We start from the raw sequence: 22,563 nt of genomic DNA, 5'->3' as shown, positions 1-22,563 counted from the left end.
CCCCCCAGCACCTCCAGTTGCGGGTTCTCCAGTGTCAAGCCCAAGCGGCCCTTTTTCACCAGACCGCTGGCCGCCACCACTGCCCCCTTGGGGTACTGCCGCTCCAGGGCCGCCTGCCAACTGCGCTGGGCAAATTGCCGCCCGCTGTAGAAGCGGCTGAGGGTGACTACGCCGCTTTTGTCGGCAAGCTTGAGGTTGAAGATGGTCAGCAAGGGGTTTTTGGGGCTGGTAAAGCAACTGCAGCTTTTCACCGTCCCCACCAGGGTAACCGTCTCCCCCACCTTGGCCTGGCGGATGAGCACGCGGCGGGAATAGTCCAGGTGATCCCGTGGGAAGTAGTAGAGGGCATCGCGCACAGTGTGCAGGCCCAGTTGCGCCAGTTTCTCCGCCGACTTGGGGCCAATGCCCTTGAGAAATTGCAGCGGCTGCTCCAAACTAAGGCCCTTGGGCAGGGGCAAAGCAGGGCTGGGTGGAGCAGAGTGGGCTTGTTCTTGCTGGCGACGCAGCCGCTCCAGCCAGCGGCGGGTTTCCGCCACCAGGTGCTGCCGCTCCGGCAGCTCTAGCTGGGGGTAGAGGCGATAGCGGGATCCCAGTTCTTTCCACCGCCGTCGCGCTTCTCCATCCAGGATCCAGCCAGCGGGGGGATCCTGGCCAAACACGCTCTGCAAAAATTGGGAGAAGGTCTGCTCTCGCCCCCGCAGGTCGGTAAACCCCACCTCCGCTTCCAGAGAAAGGGCGCGCTGAACCCGCTGTAGATCCACCTGGCTCAAGTTGCTTCTGGGTTGGCTGCCGGTAGTATCCTTTATCCAACTTTAGCCAATGGCAAAGCGTCCCAGGCGCAGCCCCTGGGCCTCAACTCAAAAGGGCCTGCTCTATAGGACAGGCCCCCGGATCCAGAGCAACCTTATTCTTCCAGATGGAAACTAGCTGCGGGCCAGGGCGGATCCCAGCAGCACGGCCATCACTGCCGGCACCAGGGCAATGGCCAGGATGGTGAAAACTTGCGCGTCGGTCATAGCCAACTCCTAAAACCCAGTGCTGTAAACCTGCCCCTCACTTTACCCCGGCTGGTGACCAGACCTGGGGCCCAAAAACATTCTTTACAAAGCGGCCTTTGGTTCTGCGCTTAGCCGCTGCGGGATCCCCTGGCCTCAATTGTGTTACGATGTTGCTTCGCAACGCTGTTGCGACCGCAGGGTAATTCTGGCCTTTTTTTCTTTGCAACGTTTGCTCTTGGCGTCACCATGGTAGCCGCCCCCCACAGCCTAACCACTCCCCGGGACAACCTGGCCATTTTGGCCGAAACGGATCCCATCGTTTACCGCCTCATCCAGCAAGAGCTCAAGCGCCAGCGGGATCACCTGGAAATGATTGCCAGCGAGAACTTCACCTCGCCGGCTGTCCTGGCGGCGCAGGGCTCGGTGCTTACCAACAAGTATGCGGAGGGTCTACCCGGCAAGCGCTACTACGGCGGCTGCGAATTTATCGACGAGATCGAACAACTGGCCATCGACCGCGCCAAGCAACTGTTTGGGGCGGCCCACGCCAATGTCCAGCCCCACTCCGGTGCCCAGGCCAATTTCGCGGTTTTCTTGGCTCTGCTGCAGCCAGGAGACACGATCATGGGCATGGATCTGGCCCACGGCGGCCACCTCACCCACGGCTCGCCAGTCAATGTCTCTGGCAAGTGGTTCCGCGTGGTGCACTATGGCGTGGATCCGCAGACGGAGCGGATTGATTTTGACCAGGTGCGGGATCTGGCCCTGCAGTACCGGCCTAAGCTGATTATCTGCGGCTACTCCGCCTACCCGCGGACAATTGATTTTGCTGCCTTCCGCGCCATTGCCGATGAGGTGGGGGCCTATCTGATGGCAGACATTGCCCACATCGCTGGCCTGGTAGCCACTGGGCACCACCCCAACCCCGTACCCCTCTGCGATGTGGTAACCACCACCACCCACAAGACGCTGCGAGGGCCGCGCGGCGGGCTGATTCTCACCCGCGACCCGGAATTGGGCAAAAAGCTGGACAAGGCGGTGTTCCCCGGCAGCCAAGGGGGGCCTTTGGAGCATGTCATTGCCGGCAAGGCGGTGGCCTTTGGAGAAGCCCTGCAGCCCAGCTTTGCCCAGTACTCAGCCCAGGTCATTGCCAATGCCCAGGCCCTGGCGGCAACGCTGCAACGACGGGGCATCCGGCTGGTTTCGGGGGGCACCGACAACCACCTGATGTTACTGGATCTGCGCTCGGTCTCGGCAGTGCTGGAGAAAAACGGGGCTGCCGATCCGGTGATGACGGGCAAGCGGGCGGATCGCCTGATGGAGGAGATCCACATTACCGCCAACAAAAACACCATCCCCTTTGACCCGCAGCCGCCCTTTGTGGCCAGCGGCCTGCGCCTGGGATCCCCGGCCCTGACCACCCGCGGCCTGGGCGCGGCAGAATTTGAGGAAATTGGGGAAATTATTGCCGATTGCCTGTTTCAACCGGGGGATCTGGCTGTGCTCGAAGCCTGCCGCCGGCGAGTGGCCGAGCTTTGCCGCCGTTTTCCGCTCTACCCCCACTTGGGATAACCCCCCTCCCCGCTACGGCTTGCCATGCCTTACTTGGTTGCCTTTTTGGCTGCTGCCTGTGTGGTTCTCTGGGCAACCCCGGTGGTGAAGGCGGTCGGGATCCGCAGCGGCCAGTTGGATTTTCCCGATGAGCGCAAGATCCACCGGCAGCCGATGGTGCGCCTAGGGGGGGTCTCTATCTTTTTTGGCAACCTGGTGGCACTACTCTTGCTCTGGGGAGCCGGAGCCTTCGCCGGCTTGCGCACCGAGCAGGAGTACGAGATCTGGGGGGTAACCATTGGCGGCGTTTTGTTTTTTTTGATTGGCCTGGCCGACGATCTGTTTCAGTTGTCGCCCTTTTCCCGCCTGGCGATGCAGTTTGGGGTGGCTGCCGCCGCTTGGGGAGTGGGGGTGCGCATTGAGTTCATCAACCTACCGCGCCTTGGCCTCTGGCCCTTCCCGGTGTGGTTGAGCCTGCTGGTTACCCTGCTGTGGCTGGTGGGGATGGCCAACGCCATCAACTTCATGGACGGCCTGGATGGGCTGGCGGCAGGGGTGTCAGGGATCGCGGCAGTCGTGATGCTGATGGTAACGCTGCTGCTGGATCGGCCGGCGGCGGCGATGCTGGCGGCAGCCTTGGCAGGGGCCTGTCTGGGCTTTTTGCGCTACAACTTCAACCCGGCTCAGATCTTCATGGGAGATGGGGGAGCCTACTTTTTGGGCTTTACCCTAGCCGGGATCGGGGTCATTGGGGTGGCCAAGGGGGTGACCACGCTGGCGGTGGCCCTGCCGTTTTTTATCCTCGCCGTGCCAATCCTGGATATGTCTGCCGTCATCCTCAAGCGGCTGGCCAGGGGCAAGTCCCCCTTTCATCCCGACAAGGGCCACTTGCACCATCGCCTGCTCAAAGCCGGCCTGTCGCAGCGGCATTCAGTGCTCTTGATCTACGCCATGACCCTTTGGGGGGGATCCCTGGCCTTGGCCTTGGCCGGCCTGCCGGCAGGGGGCACCTACCTGGGCGGCGCCTCGCTGCTGTTGGCGGGAGTAAGCTGGGGGGCCTGGCAACGCCAGCGTCAGCGGCAACGGTCTTTGGCTGCTGAAGATACCGAGGTTCAAGCAACAGATTCAGTTAATTCAAAAAAGGATTAAGCCTGGGTTGTTCCCAGCCGCCCGCCTGCCTAGACTGGAAGGTATCTCCTCTGCCGCCTTGACGATGCGTCCTACACCGGAGCTGGCGGCTCTTTTGCGCCGCACTGCTGATCGCCTACAGGCCCAGCACTGGGGCTTTTGGGATCGCGAGTACTGCTGGCGGGATAGTACCCGCTGCAATTGCGGCCTGCTGGTGCGGGAAGCCCTGGGCTGGAATCAGCAGCAGCTTAGCCTGCGCATCCACCGCGGCACCTGGCGCTCCATTGCCCAAACGGCCTACCGCACTGCTGCCTTTGTCCTGAGGGATCCCTGGGAAGCCCAGTGTGAGGCCACGGGCCTGCGGCTGGGATATGTGTTCGAAAAAATGGCAGAGCTGGGGTTTGACCAGCCAGAGGACTTTGCCGCCCTGGAAGAGCTGAGCGATCCGGTTATCTTGGCCCGCCTGGCTGCAAAAGGGGTGGAGCTGGTGCGGCGCGACTACGCCCTCCACGTGGCCCTCTACATGCGGGAGCTGGCCGACTGGATTGAGGAACAACTGCAGGCGCAAGCTCAGCTCAGCCACCTGACCCAACCTCTGCCCAAAGCCAAAGCACCAGAGGTGACCGTCCGCCAGCCGCTGCGCCAGCGGTGAGGTTGCCTACGCCGTTGCCCTGCTATCTGCAGCCCAAGATTAGGGGTGTAGGATCTCAAATAGCTGGGGTGTGGAACCGCGTATCCAGACCTGACTTCCTGCCTACAGGGATCTAGAGGAATTTCTTCGTTCTGGTTGGGAGTGGGGCCGGCGGATCCCTCAGTTGGATTCGTCCACCATCACCACATGGGTGGGGATCTCAGGGGGCAGGAGCTTGCGACCTGACAAGAAAGCCAGCTCGATCAAGAAGGCAAACCCCCCCACCTCAGCCCCGCTCTGGGCCACCAATTGGGCGGTGGCAGCGGCGGTGCCCCCGGTGGCGATGACATCATCTACGATCACCACCCGGTTGCCGGGGCGCAGGGCGTGGGCATGAAGTTGCAACTGGTCTTGGCCGTACTCTAGGCTATAGGTTTGGCTGAGCACCGGCGGCGGCAACTTGCCGGGTTTGCGAACCGGGACAAATCCCAACCCCAAACGCTGAGCCAAAGCAGCCCCCAAAATAAACCCCCGCGACTCAATGCCCACCACATAGTCCAGGGATCCCATAGAGGTGGTGCCAGCGGCCAATTGTTCAATAGCAGCCCGGAAGCCCGCCGGATCCCCCAAGAGGGGGGTTATGTCGCGAAAGAGGATCCCGGGTTTGGGAAAATCGGGCACCAAGCGGATGAAGGCGCGCAAATCCATCCTGTTTTCCTCGTTGGCCAGTGGCTTGCCGAAAGGGCGCTCCAAGCAACCCATCATACCTGCTTAGCTTAAGGGCAGATGGGATCCCTTTTTGTCCGTTCGGCACCGGGGAAGATTTTTTATAATTGGCAGGGCTAGGAGCCGCGGCTCACCTGGTCTTTCTGTTCCTGACTCTGGAGACTTCTCATGCGCTATTACATGGCCATTGACTCCAATCCGCTGGCAAGTTTGCCGCTGGCTCTGTTTGGGGTGGGCAGTGAGTCGGCTTACGTCGATCTGCTGCAGGACAAGTTGATTGTCCGGGCGGGCAACCTGTTCAACGAAACCTTCTCCCTGAGCGAGTTGGGACAAGGGGAGCGCTTCTCTTGGCCCTGGTTCTACGGCCTGGGCGTGCGCACCGATTTCCAGGGGCTGGTGGGCGCGGTAACCAGCACCCAGGGGGTAATTGCCATCCCGCTGCTGCAGGAAAAGACCCTCTTCATCCCCCTGCTGGGGCCCCTGGGGCTGCAAGTATCCTGCAAAAAGTTGGTTTTCAGCCTCAAGGATCCGGACACGTTCCTGGCCAACTTCAATCAGGGTCGCCCAGAGGTGAACAGCGGGCCCAAGAATGTGGTGATCGAGTAGCCGTCTGGCCGGCTACTTTGACGAGACCAGCACTTCGGTAACAGAACCGCGCTCGCGGCCCTGGCAGTTGATGGCGCGGCTGGCCGCAATGGTGGGAATGAGATAGCCGCTCCGGGGGACTTGTACAACGCTAAACAGAAACGAACCCCTGTGAGGAGCCCGTCCCGCTTACGCGAGCGGTTTTCTTCAGCAAAACCCTGACTAGCGGCAGCCCGGGGCTCCCCCTACCAGGGGTGACGCGGCCATTCCGCCGATGCCAACGGTCGGCCGGTAGCCCTCCTCTAGTCTTGCTCCTCTTCTAGCAGCTCTTCCAGCACCTCGATCCAACGCTCCAGCTCCTCCAACCCCTGCAACACTGCCTCTGGGTCGCTCAGCTTCACCTGGAGCATCTGGGCCGATTCTTCCCAGGTCAGGGATCCGGGCGGGCTGGCCAGCCAATTCAGGTAACGGGGCAAGAAGGTGCGGGGAGACAGATGATACTGGCGGTGGCAGGCCAGGGCAACCAGTCTGGCCAGGCTGGCCTGATGGCTGCTAAAAGGGCGGAGAAACAGCTCCGGCATCCCCACCCAGCGGAACTGGTCTTCCGGCAGCAGCTCCACCGCATCGCCACACAGCTCTTGGCACAGCTTCAGCCACTCTTCGCTGACCCAGTAGGTAGGGCTGGCCTCAGAGGGCGCCAGCAGAGGGGTGTCGCCCCCTGGGATCCCCGAGCGGTAGAGAAGCAGCTCCAGCCGCGCAATCAAGCTCTGGTAAAACACAGCCTGCAGCTGGGCCTCCAGGTGGTAAATCAACAGGGCTTGGGCCAACTGGAGGCTGCTGGAGAGAAAGGTCTCCGGCCCGCTGACGCCATTGCGGAAACGGAGAGGCACCCCCCCTGGTGTGCCTCGCGCCGTCTCAAGCAGGTAGCCTAGCAGCATCTGCTGTAAAAACGCGGTATGCACCCCCACCTCCCAGGAGGGCCGAGTAGCTCCCTGCAACTCCTCTAGCTCCAGCCAAAGTCGGGGCTCCTCAGGCCGGAGCCGCCGGCTGAGGGCTGCAAGGGCTCGCAGTAGGGAGGCAAGGGATTCACCCCCTGGAAGGGGCGTCTCTAGGGGCCAAGGGAAGGAGTCGGTCTCCCCACGGCTTGCTTCCAGTTGAGAGGTAATTTCCGGCAGCCAGGGCTTGGCTTGGGCAGCGCACTCGGGGCAGAACTCCTGCAAAGCAGACCAGACCAGGAAGGTGGCCTCGGCGGCAGTGAGGCGAGGAGCCGGATCTCCCCAAGGGGCATAGAGGTCGCAGGTACGGATGGAACGGCTCAAGGCGCGGCTTTTTAGGCGGTAGTAGCGCTGGAACAGGTCAAAGCGATCGTGGATCCCGTCTAGCAGATGCTCCCAAAAGGTCTGGTCGAGGCCGTGGCGAGCCAGGTACAGATCGACGGCAGAATCGTAGCCCCGCCACTGGGCCTCCCAGAGGTGGTCGCGAATGAGGATGCTGAGAATAAATCCCCCCAGCTCTGCATGGGCTTCCAAGTGTTGGCCCAACCGCTGGTAGGCCGCCCAGCGGATCTCGGCGCTGGGATGGGTTTGCAGGCTCTGCAGGTGGGTAAGCGTTTCCGCCGACTGGGGTTGGGGGAGCCCCAGGCCCTGGCCAGGGAGGGAGGCGAGGGTGACTTGCCACAACTGCCGCCAGGCCAAGCGTCCAGCCAGGCGCTGCTGGTGGAGCAGGCGCTCCAGAGGCTCCGCCTGTTGATGGCCCCGCTGCTGGAAGAGGCCCCACAAAAACTGGCGAAAGGGGCGCAGCAGCGGCTCGACACAGGCAGCAACCAAAAGATCCAAGCGCTGATCCTTTGACTCAAGTGGCAGCTCGGCTGCAGGTTCGTCGGGGGAAACAGCCGGCAGCGACTGCAACTCCAGAGGGAAAAACAGCAAGTGGCTCTGCAGGGAGATAGCCCGCTCCAGATCCCTCCAGTTGGGGACTGCCCCTGTCCAACCGGAGTCAGCTGGGATCCCTTCCCTGTCCCCGGCGAGGTGGGCCGCCAGAGCTTGCGTCAGCTGCGCCAAGATCTGCAGCGCCTTCCCCAGCTCTGGTGGGCTGAGCTGGGCCACTTGCCCCCGGTAGCGCCGGGCAAACTGCTGCACCTGCTCCTCCAGGTCATTCCAGCTTGGGGCATGCCCAGAGCCGGCGAAACGCTCAAAAGGGGGTTCAGCCGTAGGAAAGACCACCAGCACCAGCCTCCTAGAGATGGGGGCATCCCCTCTTTGGCTTGTCAGCTAAGCCAACCCAGCAGCAGCTGAGGATTAGGCCTGCACAAGCCAATGTACTTCCTCCAGGATAGGTGTCGGGAGACAATCATTGGTGGAAAAGCTTTCCAGAGGAGGCGACGCTTTTGTTTGCCCAGGTCACTGCTGCTGCTCTACTGGGACTCAAGGCCGTGCGGGTCACGGTGGAGGTGGACGTTGGCGGTGGCTTGCCGCAGATTACCCTGGTGGGGCTGCCCGACACAGCCGTTCAAGAGGCCAAAGAGCGGGTACGGGCAGCCATCAAGAACTCCGGCTTTGCCCTGCCGCAGCGGCGGATCATCGTCAACTTGGCCCCCGCTGATCTGCGCAAAGAGGGCCCCAGCTTTGATCTGCCCATCGCCATCGGCATTCTGGCAGCCGCAGGAGTGGTTGAGGGAGAAGCGCTGGCCAACACCCTGCTGCTGGGGGAATTGGCCCTGGATGGCACCCTGCGCCCCGTAGCGGGCGTTTTGCCCATTGCCGCCAGTGCCGCCGAGATAGGGATCCGCCGCCTGGTGGTGCCCCAGGAGAATGCTCCGGAAGGAGCCCTGGTGCAAGGGATCCAGGTGTATGGGCTGCCCTCTTTGGCGGCGGTGGTGAGCTGGCTGCAAAACCCCCAGGGAGTTGAGCCAGTGCGGATCCAGCCGGAGCAGCTGCTGCCCCCTGAAACGGAACCCTTACTGGATTTGGCCGATGTGAAGGGGCAGGAACACGCCCGGCGGGCTCTGGAGATTGCGGCGGCCGGCGGGCACAACCTGCTGCTGGTGGGCAGCCCAGGAGCGGGCAAAACCATGCTGGCGCGGCGTCTGCCCGGCATCCTGCCCCGGCTGCAGTGGGAGGAAATGTTGGAGATCACCCGCATCTACTCAGCAGCGGGCCTGCTACGGCAAAACCTGCACCTAGGACGCCAGACTCCCCTGATTACGCAGCGACCCTTTCGGGCTCCCCACCATTCGGCCTCGGCGGTGGCGCTGGTGGGTGGTGGCCCCTACCCCAAGCCTGGTGAGATCTCCCTTGCTCACCACGGTGTCCTGTACTTGGACGAACTGACGGAATTTCGCCGTGAGGTGCTGGAGGTGCTGCGCCAGCCTTTGGAAGACGGCAAGGTTACCATCTCCCGCGCCCGCGTTTCTTTAGAGTTTCCCGCCCAAACCACCCTGGTGGCCTCCACCAACCCCTGTTCCTGCGGCTTCTACGGGGATCCCGTTCAGCCCTGCACCTGTACGCCGCAGCAGCGGGAGCGCTACTGGTCCAAGCTCTCCGGCCCGCTGCTCGATCGCATTGATTTGCAGGTGCGGGTCAACCGCCTCAAGCCGGAAGAAATTGTCCGCCTCCAGGGGGGCGAATCCTCCCAAGCGGTGCGGCAGCGGGTGGAACGGGCGCGGCAACGCCAACGGCAGCGCTTCCAGGACGAACCTGGGATCCACTGCAACGCCCAGATGCAACCCCGCCACCTGCGGCAGTGGTGTGTTCTGTCGGATCCCTGTCGTAAGCTCCTAGAGAGTGCCATCCAAAAGTTGGGCCTCTCTGCGCGGGGGAGCGACCGCATCCTCAAGGTGGCCCGCACCATTGCCGACCTGGAGGGCGCCGAGGCCATTGCCCCCACCCACCTTGCCGAGGCGATTCAGTATCGCAGCCTGGATCGCGGGCGGCTCTGAGCCCAAGCGCTCCGCGCCGCTCACGCGACCACCCCCGGCCCCTCTCCCAGAGGGAGAGGGGAGTATGCTGGGGGATTGGCTTGCTTTAAGCCAAGGGGAGTGAGGCGGGGGAGGGAGAAATTTGCCCCTGGTGCACGTGAAGGATTTGCGCTCCCTTGAGCCAAGCGGTGTCAAAGGATCCTAGGTGGGTGGTGGTAACCAAAGTTTGCACCCGCTCTTGAATGGCCCCTAAGAGCTGGTTTTGGCGGTGCAGATCCAGCTCCGCCAGCACGTCGTCCAACAGCAGCAAGGGCGGATCCCCCTTCACCTGCTCAATCAGCTCCAGCTCCGCCAGTTTGAGGGCCAAGACCAAGGTGCGCTGCTGCCCCTGGGATCCGTAGGCACGAGCCAGCCATCCGTCGAGGCTCAGCTCCACCTCGTCCCGGTGGGGGCCGACCAGGGAAGTGCCCAAAGCCTGTTCGGCAGCAGCCTTGGCGCGGATCTCTGCCAAGAATTGGGCCTGAACCGCCGCGGGATCGGTCTGGGGATCCGGCAGGGGCACCTGGGGGCGATAGGTGAGGCTGAGGGTCTCCCGTCCGCCGCTGATGGTTTGGTGCCAGCGGGCGGCCAGGGGTTCTAGCCGCTGCAACAGCCGGGCGCGACGGCGCACGATACGACTGCCGCTGGTGGCCAGTTGTGCGTCCCAGAAGGCCATCTGAGAAGCTTTGTTGCTGGCGGCTCCTTGCGTCGGCGGGATGGAATCCTTGGGATCCTGCTTCAAGAGGGCATTGCGCTGCTTGAGGATCTGGCGATACTGCTCCACCAAGTCGGCATAAACAGGCTCCAGTTGGATTAACACCCCGTCTAGCCAATGGCGTCGCGCCTCTGGCCCCCCTCGCACCAGCTCCAGATCCAGGCTGGAGAACACCACGGCACTCACCTGCCCCAAAAAGTCAGATTGTCGCCGTAGCACCTGGCCGTTAACCCTCAGGGATCGCCCCCCCTGGCTGCGCAGCTCCATTGCCAGCTCGTGGGCCACCCCCAGCCGTTCCACGGTGGCGGCAATCCGCGCCCTCTCTTCCCCCTGCTGCACCAGCTCCCGATCCCGGCTGGCCCGCCGCGAGCGCAAGGTGGCCAAGAGCTCCACTGCCTCCAAAAGGTTGGTCTTGCCCTGGGCGTTCTCCCCCACCAGGATGGTCTTGGGTGCCTCGAAGGGGATCCCCTGATCCCGGTAGTTGCGGAAGTGCCACAGGTGCAGAAAACGCAGGTACACTCGACGAGGGTGGGCTACTGACTCTGGATTTCTGGGAACAAGAACGGCCCCCGCGGCGGGGGCCTTTACTCTAACGCAACTGCTGCAGGGTTAGGAGAAGAGAGCGGGCTGCCTCAACCAGGGGGCGCTTAGAGGCTGCCCAGGGATCCCAAACCGCTCAGGCGCTCTGCCGCCAACAGATGCAACGCAGCGCGGGCCGAGTGGTGGGCAACCTTGCTGCGGCTGTAGTCGGCGAAGGTGTGGCTGCCCGGATCGGTATTGACCCTGCTCAACAACTGCTGGGCTTGCTGCTGCAGCTCGGCCACAGGGCCGGCGGTGATGTTGGCAAAGGCCATCTCCGCCTGCAGCCGGCTGAGGGACTCCTGGGCGCGCAAGGGGGCCTCAAAGAAGGAACGACCAGGACGGCTCCCAAAGCCCAACTCCGCTTCGTAGAGCGCCTTGGCGGCTTTGGCCAAGTTTTCCGCCGCTTTGGCCTGCTCGCGGACGGCGAAGACATTCCCCCTTTGCAGAGCGTTCTGGGCCTCGGCCAAGCTCTGGCGGCTCAGCTCCAGGAGACGGGCGGCTTCCGGAGAGGATCCCCGCTGGGCGAAGAAGCTGGCTTCCGCCAGGTGCCGCTGCGCTTTGGCCAGGTCGTGGTTGGCCCGCCCCAGCTCCCGCGGGCTCTGCCAACTCGGCTGCATCGGTACGGGGGCGGCGGCCCCGCTGGGCTTGCGCCGGGGATCCCAGCACCAGGGGAGTGAGGAGCAGCAAAATCGGCAGGGAACAGCCGAGGGCACCGGTGAAGGAAGCACGGATCGGCAGGGTTACAAACTCCAATCGACAGGACAAGCCGGTTTGGGGTTGGCCCCGTGGGCTTTCCCTTGCGGAATATCTTGAGGCGAGAAGGGATCCCTAGGAAAACCGGGCCAGGTGAGCCTGTTGTTGGAGCTGTTGCAACTTTTCCCTCACCCGGCCAGAGCGGAGCAATTCCTCGGCTTGCTGGATCCCCTCGCTGAGGGAGTGAGCATAGCCCAGCAGCCAGAGGTAGCTACCGCCATTCCAGAGTACTGCTGGAGTAAGAGGAGAGGGATCGCCGTTGAGGAGCTGGTGCATCTGCCGCAGCAACTCTTTCTCCTCCGCCAGCGGGATCTCGGGGCCGGCCAGGTGATGGTCGCGGGCTTTGAGCAGCAGCCGTTCCCCGCAGTGGTTGAGGATAGCCGTCCGCTCCCGCGGTAGGTCGCTGCTGCCCTCTAGTCCCTTGACCGTGGTAAAGCTTTGGATCCCTTGCAGGGCAAACAACTCCAGCATCGTAGCCTCGGTAGGGGGGTGCACGTAGCCAGCCACCAAATGAAAGGGGCCCTCGTAGGGTGACCAGACCAGCTCCAAGGTGGCCAGGGGAGGGCGCTTGCCAATTTGATCCCGGTACTCCATCAGGGCCTGGGCTTGGGGAAAACAATCTGGTAAATACAAAAATCCCAAGCCCGTTTGCTCCAGGGACTGGCCCACTTGCTCCAGCGACCATCCTCGCCAGTCCACCCCCAAGCCTCGCCAGACCACCTCCAGAGGCAGACCATACTTGGGAGGGCAAAAGCCGGAGCCATGCAGCAAAACGGCTGCCCCCGCCGCTGCCAATACCAGAGCCACCAACACCCCTAGCGGTGCTGTGCGGGAGCGGCCATCGTAGGGGTGGCCAAAGATCACCAAGGGGTGGGGCAGATCCCGTTGGCGAAGGCGAGGGCCGTACTCGGCATAGGCATCCAACATACCAGCCAGCTCTTCGGCGGTGGGGCGCTTGATGCGGTGGGCAATCAAGAAGGCCCCAATCTGGGCTGGGGTGGCTTTGCCCGCAAGGAGCAGCCAAGTAGCCTGGGCGGCTTCGCCGCGGGTGAGATCCTCGTGGGTGTGGGTGCCACTGCCAATTTTCTTCAACAGCTCGCGAAACTCATGGCTCATAGCCTTGGCAGTCTGGAGCGGGGGAGGGTAAGTCTCCAACTAAGCCGACAGCACCTTGGCCGGGACCAACGCCTCGACGTCGGACCTCTTAGAAGGAGCAGGCGGGCGGAGCAGTTGGGCTGCCAACTGCAAAAAGCGGCGAATGGGTGGGATCTGATAGCGGTCACGGGTGGTAACTGCCACCACCTGTCGCTGCAACAAGGGGGGTTCAGTAGGCCGCACCTGGAGTTCTGGGTCGGCGTGGCAGTCCACCAGAGCCGATTCTGGCAGGAGGGCAATCAACTGCCCCTGGCGAACGACGCCGCGGAAGGCATCCAGCGTGTTCAGCTCCAGCGCTGCCTTGAGAGTTAACCCTTGGCGGGCCAGGTGGGATCCCACCCAAGCGCGCATAGCATAGCCATCTTTAAATACGGCCTGGGGGTACTCGGCCAACACTGGCCAAGGGATCCGCTCGTAGCGGCTAAGGGGATGGCTGGCGGCCATCAACACCTGAATGGGCTCCGAATACAGCGGCTCCACCACCAGTTCAGCTCCCCGCCTCAGCCAGGGATTTTCCATCACCAAAGCCACATCCACCAGCCCATCCTTGAGCACCTTCAAAGCGCGGTCGCTGCCCAGGGCCGTGACCCGCAACTGCACCTGCGGGTACTCTCGGCAGAACTCCTGGAGCACCGGCGGCAGTCGATAGGCAATCAGCGAGTGGATCCCGGCAACGCAGAGCTCGCTTTGCTCACCCCGTAGCCATTCCCGAATGCTCTCTTGGGCCTGCTGCCACTCCTGACAGATGCGCCGGGCATGGGGTAGGAGCCGTTCCCCCGCCACTGTCAAAGCCAGCGGGCTCTTGCGATGCAGTAGCGGAGCGCCCACCTCTTCTTCCAAGGCCTGAATTCGGCGGCTGATGGCAGACTGGGTCAAGCCACTGCAGCGGGCAGCAGCCAAAAAGCTGCCGCTTTCGACGACGTTCAGGAAAGCCTGCAACAGCTCCAAACGCACCGAGAACCTCTCCGGAGTGATGGCCCAACTGCTGTGGGATTTTAGCCAGGGATCCCTCGACTTGGTGTAGGTACCGCTACCAAACCTTGCTGTAAGACTCTGGTATTGGGGAGGAGCGCTGCTCGCCGTGCCGCCTTGACGAGACTGGCTCCCCCTCAATCCAAGACAAGGGCGGCGCGACGGTAGAGAAAGTCGAGGGCAGAGTTGCGCAATTCGTAAAATTCCGGCATTTCCATGATGCGCGCGCGGCTGCGCGGTCGCCCAAAGGGGATCGTCAAAATCTCGCCAATATGGGCAGCAGGGCCATTGGTCATCATCACCACCCGGTCTGCCAGATAAAGAGCCTCGTCGATGTCGTGGGTAATCATCAAAACCGTGCAGCGGTGATCTCGCCAAATGGCCAGCAGCTCATCCTGCAGCTCTTGCTTGGTAATGGGATCCAAGGCCCCGAAGGGCTCATCCAGCAACAGCACTTCTGGGCGCACCGCCAGCGCGCGGGCAATGGCCACTCGCTGCTTCATACCCCCGGAGAGCTGCTTGGGCCGCTTGTGGGCTGCTTCGGCCAAACCCACGAGTTCTAGGTGTTCTTGAACGATTTCCCTTTTCTCTCTAGGGGATTTATCGGGATAGACCTGGTCCACCACCAAATAAACATTTTCAAAAGCCGTCAGCCAGGGCAGAAGGGAATAGTTCTGGAACACCATCATCCGATCCGGCCCTGGGGCGGTGATGGGCTGGCCCTTGAGGGTGATGGATCCCGAAGTAGGAGCAGAAAACCCGGCCACCATGTTGATCAAGGTGGACTTGCCGCAGCCGGAGTGGCCGATGATGCAGACAAATTCGCCGGCGGCCACTTCCAAGTTGACATTTTCTAGCGCCACAAAGGCTCCTGCCGCCGTAAAGTAGGTCTTGCCCACATTCTGAAGGGAAAGAAGGGGCAGACCTGAGAGGGAAGAGGCTGAAGAAAAGGACAAAGAAGTTAAGCGAGAGTGGGTCATCATAAAGCCTTCCAGTTGAGTTCAGTAGGGCAAAAACTAGACCTTGCTGAGGGGGTATTCCTGCAGCTTCAGCTCCTGGCGAATGGCCACCGACTCCAGGTAGTTCAAGGGATCCTCGCCATCAAAGCGGGATCCGTCGGCAAAGAGCAAAGCCCCGCGATCGTGGGCCCGATCCGGCAGCCCCAGTTCTCTGGCAGCTAGGGCGTAGGTTTTGTCATCCAGCACTTGGTCGAGGACAGCAACCCAATTGCGAGGGAAGGGGCAGATGCCCCAGCGAGCCATCTGCGTCAGGATCCAGAGATGCTCCAAGCGTTCGGGGCAGGTGTTGCGCCCGTTGGCAAACTGGTGGAAACCGACAATCACCTGCGATTCATCGGCAATGCCCCGCTGCAGGATGCCCCTCCACCCCGGCTCCAGATCGGCTGTGACCACGCCCACATACTGGGGCTGGGCCAGCCACTCCAGGATCTGGGGACGGTGCTGCGGCTGATCGCAGTAGTGACAGGCCTCCAGCAGCGCCTTGACCAGAGCCACGTGGGTGCGGGGGTAGCTTTGGGCCCAGTCTTGGCGCACCGCCAGGACTTTCTCGATGTGGCTGGGCAAGAGTTCGGGAGTGGTGGCAACGATAACCCCCACCTGTTCCCGCACGGCGCGGGAGTTCCAGGGTTCGCCCACGCAGTAGCCGTCGATGTTGCCGGCCTTGAGGTGGGCCACCATCTGCGGCGGCGGGATCACCGTCAACGTCACCTCTCGATCCGGATCCACGCCGCCGCTGGCCAGCCAATAGCGCAATAGGAAGTTGTGCATCGAGGCCGGGTGCACCACCCCCAGCGTATGAACCGTATCGGGAGTTTGGCGGAGGTACTGGCGAAGATCCCAGGGGCTCTGGAAGGCCTGCAGCAGGAGTCGGCGCCCAAAGGTGATGGCGTTGCCGCCGCGGGAAACAGTAAGCGCAGTTACCAAAGGCACCGGTACCCCGCCCACCCCCAGGGTAGAGGCCAAAGGGATCCCGGCCACCACCAGGGCCGCATCCAGCCGACCGGAGCGGATCCCTTCCCAGAGGGTTTTCCAGCCCGGCTCCCTGACCAGCGTGACCTGTTCCAGGCCGTGCTTCTGAAACAGGCCCTTTTCTTGGGCCACCACCAGAGGGGCGCAGTCGTTGAGGGGCACAAAGCCAATTGCCAAGTTGACTTTTTCCAGCCCCCCCTTGGCGATGGCCACACGGGTAGGAGTTTTCTGGCGGGCCCGCTTTTGCTGGTTGAGAAAGTAGATCATCTCCCCCCGCAGGCTGTAGTACTCGGGGTGATTCACCACTTCCAACCGGTGGCGCGGCCGCGGAAACGGGATCCGCAAGATCTGGCCGATGCGGGCCTCCGGGCCATTGGTCAGCAGCACCACCCGATCCGAAAGCAGAAGCGCCTCATCCACATCGTGGGTAACCAAAATACAGGTGAGCTGCTCCGCCTGGGCAATCTCCATCAGTTGCTCCTGCAGGCTGCCGCGGGTGAGGGCGTCCAACGCCCCAAACGGCTCATCCAGCAGCAGCACCCGCGGGCGAATGGCCAAAGCCCGGGCAATGGCCACCCGCTGTTTCATCCCCCCCGACAGATGGGCGGGCCGCTTGTCGGCTGCCCCCTGCAAACCCACGCGGCGGATGTGCTCTTCCACGATGCGGGCTCGCTCTGCTTGGGGAAGGGATCCCAGCACCTCGTCCACGGCTAGGGCGATGTTTTCCCGCACCGTCAGCCAGGGCAACAGGGAATAGTTCTGGAACACCACCATGCGCTCCGGGCCGGGCTCCGTCATCTGCCGGCCTTCCAGCAGCACGCCGCCGCGGGAGGGTTTTTCCAGGCCGGCGATGATGTTGAGGAGGGTGGACTTGCCGCAGCCGGAGTGGCCAATTAGCGAGACAAATTCCCCTTTTTGGATCTCCAGATGGATGTCTCTTAGAGCGGGATAAACCTCCCCATTGTCCAGGAAAAAGTCTTTGTCTACATGGTCAACTTCGATGTAGGGCTGAGTCTTCATGATGCTACCTAAGGGATCCCTTGAGATTCATTTTTGAAAAGTGAGCAAACTGTCAGCAGCCAACTCCGGGCTCAGTCCAACCTAGTGATCCTCGGCAACCACCAGCGAGCCAATCCAAGCCGTAACCCGATCCAACAAAAGGCCAACCAGGCCGACATAGATCAAAGCCACAATAATTTCGCTGATGCGGGAGCTATTCCAGGCATCCCAAATGAAGAAGCCGATGCCCACCCCGCCAACCAACATTTCTGCAGCCACAATCGCCAGCCAAGAGAGGCCCACCCCGATGCGCAGGCCGGTAAAGATGTAGGGCACCGTGGCCGGAAAGACAATCTTAAAGAAATACTTCCAGCCGGACATGCGTACAATTCTGGCCACATTGCGGTAGTCCTGTGGGATCCGCTGTACACCGGCAATGGTGTTGATCAAAATGGGCCAGAGGGCCGTGATGAAGATAACAAAAATGGCGGAGGGGTTGGCATCGCGAAAGGCGGCCAAAGAAATCGGCAGCCAAGCCAGAGGTGGCACCGTGCGCAACACCTGAACAATGGGATCCAAAGCCTCATGCAGCCAGCGGTTGACCCCGATCACCATGCCGCCCAAAACCCCCACCAGACTGGCCAAGAAAAACCCAATGAACACCCGCTGCAGGCTGGCCCAGATTTGCCAGAACAGTCCTTTGGCGTTGCCGCCGTAGTCAAAAAAGGGATCTTTAATGAGGGGATCCCAGGTGTCCTGCCAAACTTGGAGCGGGGTGGGCAGGTTGGCGCCGGGCCGGCTGTAGAGGATTTGCCAGAGCAGGAGCACGATGAAAATTGCCGTAGCGGGCAAGAGAACGCGGCGCAGCGCTTGATGGATCCGGACTCGTTGCCTCCAAGCGGATCCAGAGCTCGTGGCAGAAGGGATCCCGGCCTGGGCCTGAAGAGAGGCACCTTGGCTCAGCAGCCAACGGCCTAAGCGGATGAGCAAAGGGAAGAGGTGGCAGCCCACCTTCAAGGCAAAGTGGAGAAGATGCATAGTTTGCTGAGAGTAGGGCTATGGTCAAAGTCAGCGTAGGGAAAGTGCAAGAGAGAAGAGGTTTAATTTGAACCTGTCTGGGGGCTCTTAGGGAAATCTCTCGGACAGGGGGCTTGCAGGTGTTCTGCAAGCCCTGGAAGGAGCAGGCTAGGCCAGCTTCTTGATGGCCAATTTCTCCAGATAGGCAGCCGGATTTTCGGGGTCGAACTTCACCCCATCGAAGAAGGTTTCCACGCCGCGAGAGGTGCTGGGGGGAATGGCGGCCTCTTGGCCAATGGCTTTGGCGGCCTCGCGCCAGAGATCTTCTCGGTTGACCTTGTCCACCAGGGCTTTGGTATCCGTGTCGGCGGGCAGATAGCCCCAGCGGATGTCTTCGGTCAGGAACCAAAGGTCGTGGCTCTTGAAGGGGTAGGAAGCATTGTCTTGCCAGAACTTCATCAGGTGGGGGCTGTTTTGCACCACTTTGCCGGTGCCGTAGTCAAAGGTGCCTTTGGCGCGACCCAAGATATCGGCCACAGGAACCCCCAGCCAGCGGCGGTCGCCGATGATCCGGCACATTTCCTCTTTGTTCTCCATTTGGTCGCACCAGATCTGGGCTTCTTGCACCGCCTTCAACAGCGCCAAGGTGGCTTTCGGGTGGGCATCCACCCAGTCAGCCCGCAGAGCAAAGGCTTTCTCAGGATGGCGATTCCACAGCTCGCCGGTGGTGAGGGCGGTATAGCCCTCTTTTTGGTTCACCAGTTGAGCATTCCAAGGCTCGCCCACACAGAAGGCTTCCATCGTTTTGGATTTCATGTTGGCCACCATCTGGGGCGGCGGCACCACAATGACAGAGACATCGCCATTGGGATCGATCCCGCCGGCGGCCAGCCAGTAGCGCATCCACAGGTCGTGGGTGCCGCCGGGGAAGGTTACCGCGCATTTGGGATCCCTGCCGGCAGCTCGCGCTTCCGCAAACTTGGCTTTGAGGGGGGAACTATCCAGGCCAATTTGCAAATCCCGGTACTCGTTGGCAATGCTGATGCACTGACCGTCCAAGTTCAGGCGGGCCAGAATGTACATCGGTACCGGCTTGCCATCGGTAACTTTGCCGGTGGTGATGAGATAGGGCATGGGGGTGAGAATGTGCGCCCCATCGATGCCGCCAGCAGCGGATCCCAGCACCAAGTTGTCGCGGGTGGTGCCCCAAGAGGCCTGCTTGACCACCTCCACGTCCTTCATGCCGTACTTGTCAAAAAACCCCTTCTCTTTGGCGATGATCAGGGGGGCGGCGTCGGTGAGAGCAATGAACCCCAGCTTGGCCCGCGGGGTCTCGGGAGTATCGGCCTGGGCCACCCAGTAGCCCTGACCCAAAGATTGCGATTGGGCGCGTGGGATCCCAGCCGCGGCTGCTCCTGCTGCCAGGGCGACTGCCCCGGCCAAAAATTGGCGACGGGAGAACAGTTTAGACATCGGAACCTCCAAGATTTTGCACGACGCAGAGAGAAAACTTCCCCAGACTTGGCCCCTACTTAGCAAGCCATCACGGGCGAAGAAGCAGTTTGAGCAGCCGATGGACGCTGGCGCGGCCTGGCCCCGAAGTGCTCAATCAGCAGCTCCACCAAGACGGGCTTGAGGTCTTCGCAAGGGATCCCTCGACGCACACATTCGCCCAGCTTGGCGTCTTTGCCCACTTCTCCCCCCATGTAGATGTCCACCGCTTCCACCGGCTTGCCGTCCTTGCGGGCGGTGGTGCCCATGAGGCCGATATCGGCCACCTGGGGCTGGCCGCAGGAGTTGGGGCAGCCCGTCCAGTGGATGCGCACCGTCTGCGGGATCTCCAGCTCGGCTTCCAGCTCTTCCATTAGAGCCACAGCGCGGTTTTTGGTCTCGATGAGGGCAAAGTTGCAGAACTGGTTGCCTGTGCAGGACACCAGCCCCCGCTGCAAGGGCCCCGGGTTGGGGGAGAACTTTTTCAAGAGCGGCTCTTTAAGCAGCGGCGCCACCCGCGAATCGGGCACATTGGGGATGAGCACGTTCTGCTCCACCGTCAGCCGCAGCTCCCCGGAGCCGTATACCTCCGCTAGGCGGGCCAGCTCCATCATCTCCAGGGCATTCAGCCGTCCCACCGGCACGTGCAGGCCAACGAAGTTCAAGCCCAGCTGCTTTTGGGCATGCACCCCCAGGAGATCCCGCTTCTGCCAGACCACCTCATCTTTTTCCGCCGCTCTGGACAGCGGATGGCCAATCTGCCGCTCCACAGCCGCCCGAAACTTCTCCAGGCCCCACTCGTCAATGAGCCACATCAGCCGCGCCTTCTGCCGGTTGGCCCGCAGGCCGTGATCCCGGTAGACCAGCAGCACCGCCTCGCACAGAGGAACCACATCGCGCGGATCCACCCAGACATCCAGCCCGATGGCCTCGGCACAGCGGCGGGCCGAAAAAAAGCCCCCCACCAAGACGTTGAAGCCTAGCTTGCCCGCTTTGAAGGCCGGCACAAAGGCCAGGTCGTTGATCTCCGCATGAACGGAGTTGTCGCGACAACCGCAGATGGCGATGTTAAACTTACGCGGCAGATTGGTGAAGGAAGGGTTGCCCTCGCCGTTGTTGGTTACCATGTCCTGCACCTTGCGGGTGAGGCCGCGCACGTCAATCAGCTCATCTGGGTCAATGCCCGCGAGGGGGGATCCCGTAATGTTGCGCACATTGTCCATGCCCGACTGGATGCTGGTCAGGCCCACCTCCTTCAAGTAGCCCAAGATCTGGGGCATCTCCTCGATGGGGAGGCCGCGCAGTTGCAGGTTCTGCCGGGTGGTGATGTCGGCTACGCCATCTTTTCCATAGGGATGGATGATCGCCGCCAACATCCGCATCTGGCCGCTGGTCAGGATCCCATTGGGCAGGCGCAGCCGTAGCATAAACTGGCCGGGCGTGCGCTTGCGAAAGAAGATCCCCAGCCACTTGAGGCGGTGATCCCGGTCGTCTTCAGGGATGTTCTCCCAGCCCATGCGGGCAAACGCTTCCAGCTCGGCTTTGACCGCCAGCCCGTCCTTTTCGCTTTTGAGGCGCTCAAATTGGTTCGCCATCGTCGCTGCCGTAGGGGAACACCGGCTACCTTAGCGATGGCCAACCGTTAACTTTGGTATTTGCCGTTACACTTCGTAACAAGTTATGCCGTTTTGTCATAACTCACTTGCGAGGAGCGCATAGTGGCCTCTCTTCCCAAAACCTGGGCCAACTGCTCGCAGGCCGCTCTAATTTTGTCTAGAGTGCCTGGGTTGACTAAGCCGTAGTAGTCAAATCCATAGACCCTCTGGGTTTGAACGGCTTTCAACTGGTTCCAAAAGGGACGGGCCCGGAAAAACGCCAAGGGATCCGCCGCCTCCGGGTTGACCACCAACAAAACCTCGGGGTTGGCTTCCAGGATGCGCTCTGCCGCAAGGGTGACATAGCCGCGAAATTGCCCTTGGCTTTGCAGGGCAGCCGTTAGGTTGTCGGCGCCAAAGCGCTCCAGCAGATCCCCGGCCCAGCTTTGCCAGTTGGGAGCAAGAATCGGCTGGGTGCCGACCAAAAGCAGGGTTTTGGGGCGAACCGGGGGCAGCTCCTGGGGCAAAAGCGATCTGTACTCCCGCAGCAAGGGATCCGGATCCACTCCCACAGCCGCAGCCAGAGTGGCGATGGTTGCTTCCAGGGCAGCCCAACTGTCCACCTGCGTGAGATAGGTGGGGATCCCCAATGCCTGCAATCGCTCTGCCAGAGCCGTGTGCAAGCCACTGGCCCCCACCACCCAGTCCGGTTGCAGGGCCACGATTGGCTCCAGGTTAGGTTGGTTGCCCAGCCCCAGCCGAGTTATGCCCTGAAAGCGGGGATCCGCCTCTAGCAAACGTCCGGCCGGGATCCCCACCAGTTTGTCCGGGGCCAGGCGATAGAGAATATCGGCGGTCAAGGGGGTGAGGCTGGCCACTCGCCGAACCGGAGCTGGCGGGATCTGGCTTTGGGCCTGGCGACCCATCCCCCAGACCCCCAGGCTGGCCAGGCCAAGGACAAAAAGTTGACGGCGAGAAAGAGAAGACGGCATGGACAATCTCCAAAACAGTCAATTGAGGGTAAATTGAATCGGCACCGTCACCCACGACTCAATCGGGGTGTTGTTTCTCAAGGCGGGGCTAAACTGCCACCTTTGCACCGCCTCTTGTGCGGCCCTGTCCAGGGCTGGGAAGCCGCTAGAAGAGACAATTTCCACCTGCTGCACCTGCCCTTGGGCATCCACCCTGGCCCGCAACAGCACTTGGCCTTGCTGGCCGAGGCGGCGGGCTTGGGGAGGGTACTGTGGCGGCGGGTTGCGACCCGGAATGGGGCGGGCCAGGATGTCCGGATTGGCAGCCACTGCTGCAGGCGAGGAGGTAGGAGGGGAAGCCTCCCCAGCCCCTTCTCCTGCTGTCGGCGCAGACCCCTGCGCCTGGGATCCACTGAGGCCAGCAACGACACCCCTCCCAGGAGCGCTGGATTCGGATCCCTTGCTCCCGGCAGTGCCCCCGCCACCCGAACGGATCCCTTGGATGAGGGGGGTGAAGCGCGGAATGGGAGCGCTCGTAGCAGCCCCAGAGGGCGGCCTGTTGGCCACAGGTGCGGCCGTGGGGGTAGCCACCGGAGTTGGAGGGGGCTGCTGCGGTGAGGGGGTGACCGTCGGTGTTGGGGAGGGCGGCGGAGGGGTTGGGGCGGCCATCGGCGGGGGTGTAGGGGTCGGGCCCCCCGACCGGGCGGGGACCGCGTTGGATCTGTAAAATAAACCGCGCGCCCGCAGCCGA

At 62.1% G+C, this 22,563-nt stretch carries 19 protein-coding genes and 1 pseudogene; 5 read left to right on the top strand and 15 right to left on the bottom strand.

Going from position 1 to position 22,563, the window contains the following annotated elements:
* Both NW845_RS08685 and psaM read right to left on the bottom strand, forming a co-directional pair.
* Positions 1-761 (bottom strand): annotated as a pseudogene (locus NW845_RS08685) (DNA helicase RecG); the annotation flags it as partial.
* Between the two features lie 162 nt (positions 762-923).
* On the bottom strand, positions 924-1,016 hold the full coding sequence (psaM, locus tag NW845_RS08680; protein ID WP_414332959.1) for a photosystem I reaction center subunit XII: 93 nt from the start codon (positions 1,014-1,016) through the stop codon (positions 924-926).
* A gap of 228 nt (positions 1,017-1,244) precedes the next feature.
* Here psaM and glyA point away from each other — a divergent pair, with 228 nt between their 5' ends.
* The 3 genes from glyA to NW845_RS08665 all read left to right on the top strand — a co-directional run bounded on the left by glyA (position 1,245) and on the right by NW845_RS08665 (position 4,329).
* Positions 1,245-2,570: a serine hydroxymethyltransferase gene (gene glyA, locus NW845_RS08675; protein WP_414378143.1), complete on the top strand. Its 1,326-nt coding sequence runs from the start codon at positions 1,245-1,247 to the stop codon at positions 2,568-2,570.
* 24 nt (positions 2,571-2,594) lie between these two features.
* On the top strand, positions 2,595-3,698 hold the full coding sequence (locus NW845_RS08670; protein WP_414378142.1) for a glycosyltransferase family 4 protein: 1,104 nt from the start codon (positions 2,595-2,597) through the stop codon (positions 3,696-3,698).
* 64 nt (positions 3,699-3,762) lie between these two features.
* On the top strand, positions 3,763-4,329 hold the full coding sequence (locus NW845_RS08665; protein WP_414378140.1) for a hypothetical protein: 567 nt from the start codon (positions 3,763-3,765) through the stop codon (positions 4,327-4,329).
* A 159-nt stretch (positions 4,330-4,488) separates the two neighbouring features.
* Here the strand turns inward: NW845_RS08665 and NW845_RS08660 are convergent, their stop codons facing one another.
* Positions 4,489-5,016 (bottom strand): adenine phosphoribosyltransferase, encoded by a 528-nt coding sequence (locus NW845_RS08660; protein ID WP_414378138.1) that lies wholly within the window; start codon positions 5,014-5,016, stop codon positions 4,489-4,491.
* A gap of 186 nt (positions 5,017-5,202) precedes the next feature.
* Between NW845_RS08660 and NW845_RS08655 the strand changes: the two genes are divergently transcribed.
* Entirely contained in the window at positions 5,203-5,640 is a 438-nt protein-coding gene (locus tag NW845_RS08655) for a hypothetical protein (RefSeq protein ID WP_414364503.1), read from the top strand.
* A 281-nt stretch (positions 5,641-5,921) separates the two neighbouring features.
* On the opposite strand, the gene NW845_RS08650 is transcribed toward NW845_RS08655, so the two are convergent.
* Positions 5,922-7,847 carry a peptidase M3 gene (locus NW845_RS08650; RefSeq protein WP_414378136.1) on the bottom strand — a complete coding sequence of 642 codons (1,926 nt, stop codon included), beginning with the start codon at positions 7,845-7,847 and terminating at the stop codon, positions 5,922-5,924.
* A gap of 158 nt (positions 7,848-8,005) precedes the next feature.
* On the opposite strand from NW845_RS08650, the gene NW845_RS08645 reads away from it, so the two are divergent.
* Positions 8,006-9,556 (top strand): YifB family Mg chelatase-like AAA ATPase, encoded by a 1,551-nt coding sequence (locus NW845_RS08645; RefSeq protein ID WP_414378146.1) that lies wholly within the window; start codon positions 8,006-8,008, stop codon positions 9,554-9,556.
* 85 nt (positions 9,557-9,641) lie between these two features.
* Here the strand turns inward: NW845_RS08645 and recF are convergent, their stop codons facing one another.
* The 11 genes from recF to NW845_RS08590 form a co-directional block, all read right to left on the bottom strand.
* Positions 9,642-10,808 (bottom strand): DNA replication/repair protein RecF, encoded by a 1,167-nt coding sequence (gene recF / locus NW845_RS08640; protein ID WP_414378135.1) that lies wholly within the window; start codon positions 10,806-10,808, stop codon positions 9,642-9,644.
* A 128-nt stretch (positions 10,809-10,936) separates the two neighbouring features.
* Positions 10,937-11,488, bottom strand: a complete 552-nt coding sequence (locus tag NW845_RS08635; protein WP_414378133.1) for a DNA-binding protein — start codon at positions 11,486-11,488, stop codon at positions 10,937-10,939.
* 211 nt (positions 11,489-11,699) lie between these two features.
* Positions 11,700-12,740, bottom strand: coding sequence for an anthranilate phosphoribosyltransferase family protein (locus tag NW845_RS08630; protein WP_414378131.1), 1,041 nt, complete (start codon positions 12,738-12,740; stop codon positions 11,700-11,702).
* 39 nt (positions 12,741-12,779) lie between these two features.
* The gene (locus NW845_RS08625) at positions 12,780-13,733 is read right to left on the bottom strand and encodes a LysR family transcriptional regulator (protein ID WP_414360891.1); all 954 of its coding nucleotides are present in this window, start codon (positions 13,731-13,733) and stop codon (positions 12,780-12,782) included.
* 155 nt (positions 13,734-13,888) lie between these two features.
* Positions 13,889-14,731: an ABC transporter ATP-binding protein gene (locus NW845_RS08620; protein WP_414378144.1), complete on the bottom strand. Its 843-nt coding sequence runs from the start codon at positions 14,729-14,731 to the stop codon at positions 13,889-13,891.
* A 36-nt stretch (positions 14,732-14,767) separates the two neighbouring features.
* The gene (locus tag NW845_RS08615; RefSeq protein WP_414378129.1) at positions 14,768-16,759 is read right to left on the bottom strand and encodes a nitrate ABC transporter ATP-binding protein; all 1,992 of its coding nucleotides are present in this window, start codon (positions 16,757-16,759) and stop codon (positions 14,768-14,770) included.
* A gap of 81 nt (positions 16,760-16,840) precedes the next feature.
* Positions 16,841-17,776: a nitrate ABC transporter permease gene (gene ntrB / locus NW845_RS08610; protein ID WP_414378127.1), complete on the bottom strand. Its 936-nt coding sequence runs from the start codon at positions 17,774-17,776 to the stop codon at positions 16,841-16,843.
* Positions 17,777-17,923: 147 nt separating this feature from the next.
* Complete coding sequence (locus tag NW845_RS08605) at positions 17,924-19,228, bottom strand: CmpA/NrtA family ABC transporter substrate-binding protein (RefSeq protein ID WP_414378125.1); 1,305 nt, start codon at positions 19,226-19,228, stop codon at positions 17,924-17,926.
* A 59-nt stretch (positions 19,229-19,287) separates the two neighbouring features.
* Positions 19,288-20,841 carry a ferredoxin--nitrite reductase gene (locus NW845_RS08600; RefSeq protein ID WP_414378123.1) on the bottom strand — a complete coding sequence of 518 codons (1,554 nt, stop codon included), beginning with the start codon at positions 20,839-20,841 and terminating at the stop codon, positions 19,288-19,290.
* 83 nt (positions 20,842-20,924) lie between these two features.
* Positions 20,925-21,833, bottom strand: a complete 909-nt coding sequence (locus NW845_RS08595; protein WP_414378121.1) for an ABC transporter substrate-binding protein — start codon at positions 21,831-21,833, stop codon at positions 20,925-20,927.
* 18 nt (positions 21,834-21,851) lie between these two features.
* Entirely contained in the window at positions 21,852-22,403 is a 552-nt protein-coding gene (locus NW845_RS08590) for a TonB family protein (RefSeq protein WP_414378119.1), read from the bottom strand.
* Positions 22,404-22,563 lie beyond the last annotated feature (160 nt).

The organism is Synechococcus sp. H60.2, assembly GCF_047462315.1.
Lineage (GTDB): Bacteria > Cyanobacteriota > Cyanobacteriia > Thermostichales > Thermostichaceae > Thermostichus.
Note: the sequence above shows the minus strand (reverse complement) of the source record. Positions and strands in the feature narration are given on the sequence as shown.

Bases quoted from the DNA above. Each gene is read 5' to 3' on its own strand.
- psaM (WP_414332959.1), bottom strand. From the start codon at position 1,016: ATGACCGACGCGCAAGTTTTCACCATCCTGGCCATTGCCCTGGTGCCG.
- glyA (WP_414378143.1), top strand. From the start codon at position 1,245: ATGGTAGCCGCCCCCCACAGCCTAACCACTCCCCGGGACAACCTGGCC.
- NW845_RS08670 (WP_414378142.1), top strand. From the start codon at position 2,595: ATGCCTTACTTGGTTGCCTTTTTGGCTGCTGCCTGTGTGGTTCTCTGG.
- NW845_RS08665 (WP_414378140.1), top strand. From the start codon at position 3,763: ATGCGTCCTACACCGGAGCTGGCGGCTCTTTTGCGCCGCACTGCTGAT.
- NW845_RS08660 (WP_414378138.1), bottom strand. From the start codon at position 5,016: ATGGATTTGCGCGCCTTCATCCGCTTGGTGCCCGATTTTCCCAAACCC.
- NW845_RS08655 (WP_414364503.1), top strand. From the start codon at position 5,203: ATGCGCTATTACATGGCCATTGACTCCAATCCGCTGGCAAGTTTGCCG.
- NW845_RS08635 (WP_414378133.1), bottom strand. From the start codon at position 11,488: ATGCAGCCGAGTTGGCAGAGCCCGCGGGAGCTGGGGCGGGCCAACCAC.
- NW845_RS08630 (WP_414378131.1), bottom strand. From the start codon at position 12,740: ATGAGCCATGAGTTTCGCGAGCTGTTGAAGAAAATTGGCAGTGGCACC.
- NW845_RS08620 (WP_414378144.1), bottom strand. From the start codon at position 14,731: ATGACCCACTCTCGCTTAACTTCTTTGTCCTTTTCTTCAGCCTCTTCC.
- NW845_RS08615 (WP_414378129.1), bottom strand. From the start codon at position 16,759: ATGAAGACTCAGCCCTACATCGAAGTTGACCATGTAGACAAAGACTTT.
- ntrB (WP_414378127.1), bottom strand. From the start codon at position 17,776: ATGCATCTTCTCCACTTTGCCTTGAAGGTGGGCTGCCACCTCTTCCCT.
- NW845_RS08605 (WP_414378125.1), bottom strand. From the start codon at position 19,228: ATGTCTAAACTGTTCTCCCGTCGCCAATTTTTGGCCGGGGCAGTCGCC.
- NW845_RS08600 (WP_414378123.1), bottom strand. From the start codon at position 20,841: ATGGCGAACCAATTTGAGCGCCTCAAAAGCGAAAAGGACGGGCTGGCG.
- NW845_RS08595 (WP_414378121.1), bottom strand. From the start codon at position 21,833: ATGCCGTCTTCTCTTTCTCGCCGTCAACTTTTTGTCCTTGGCCTGGCC.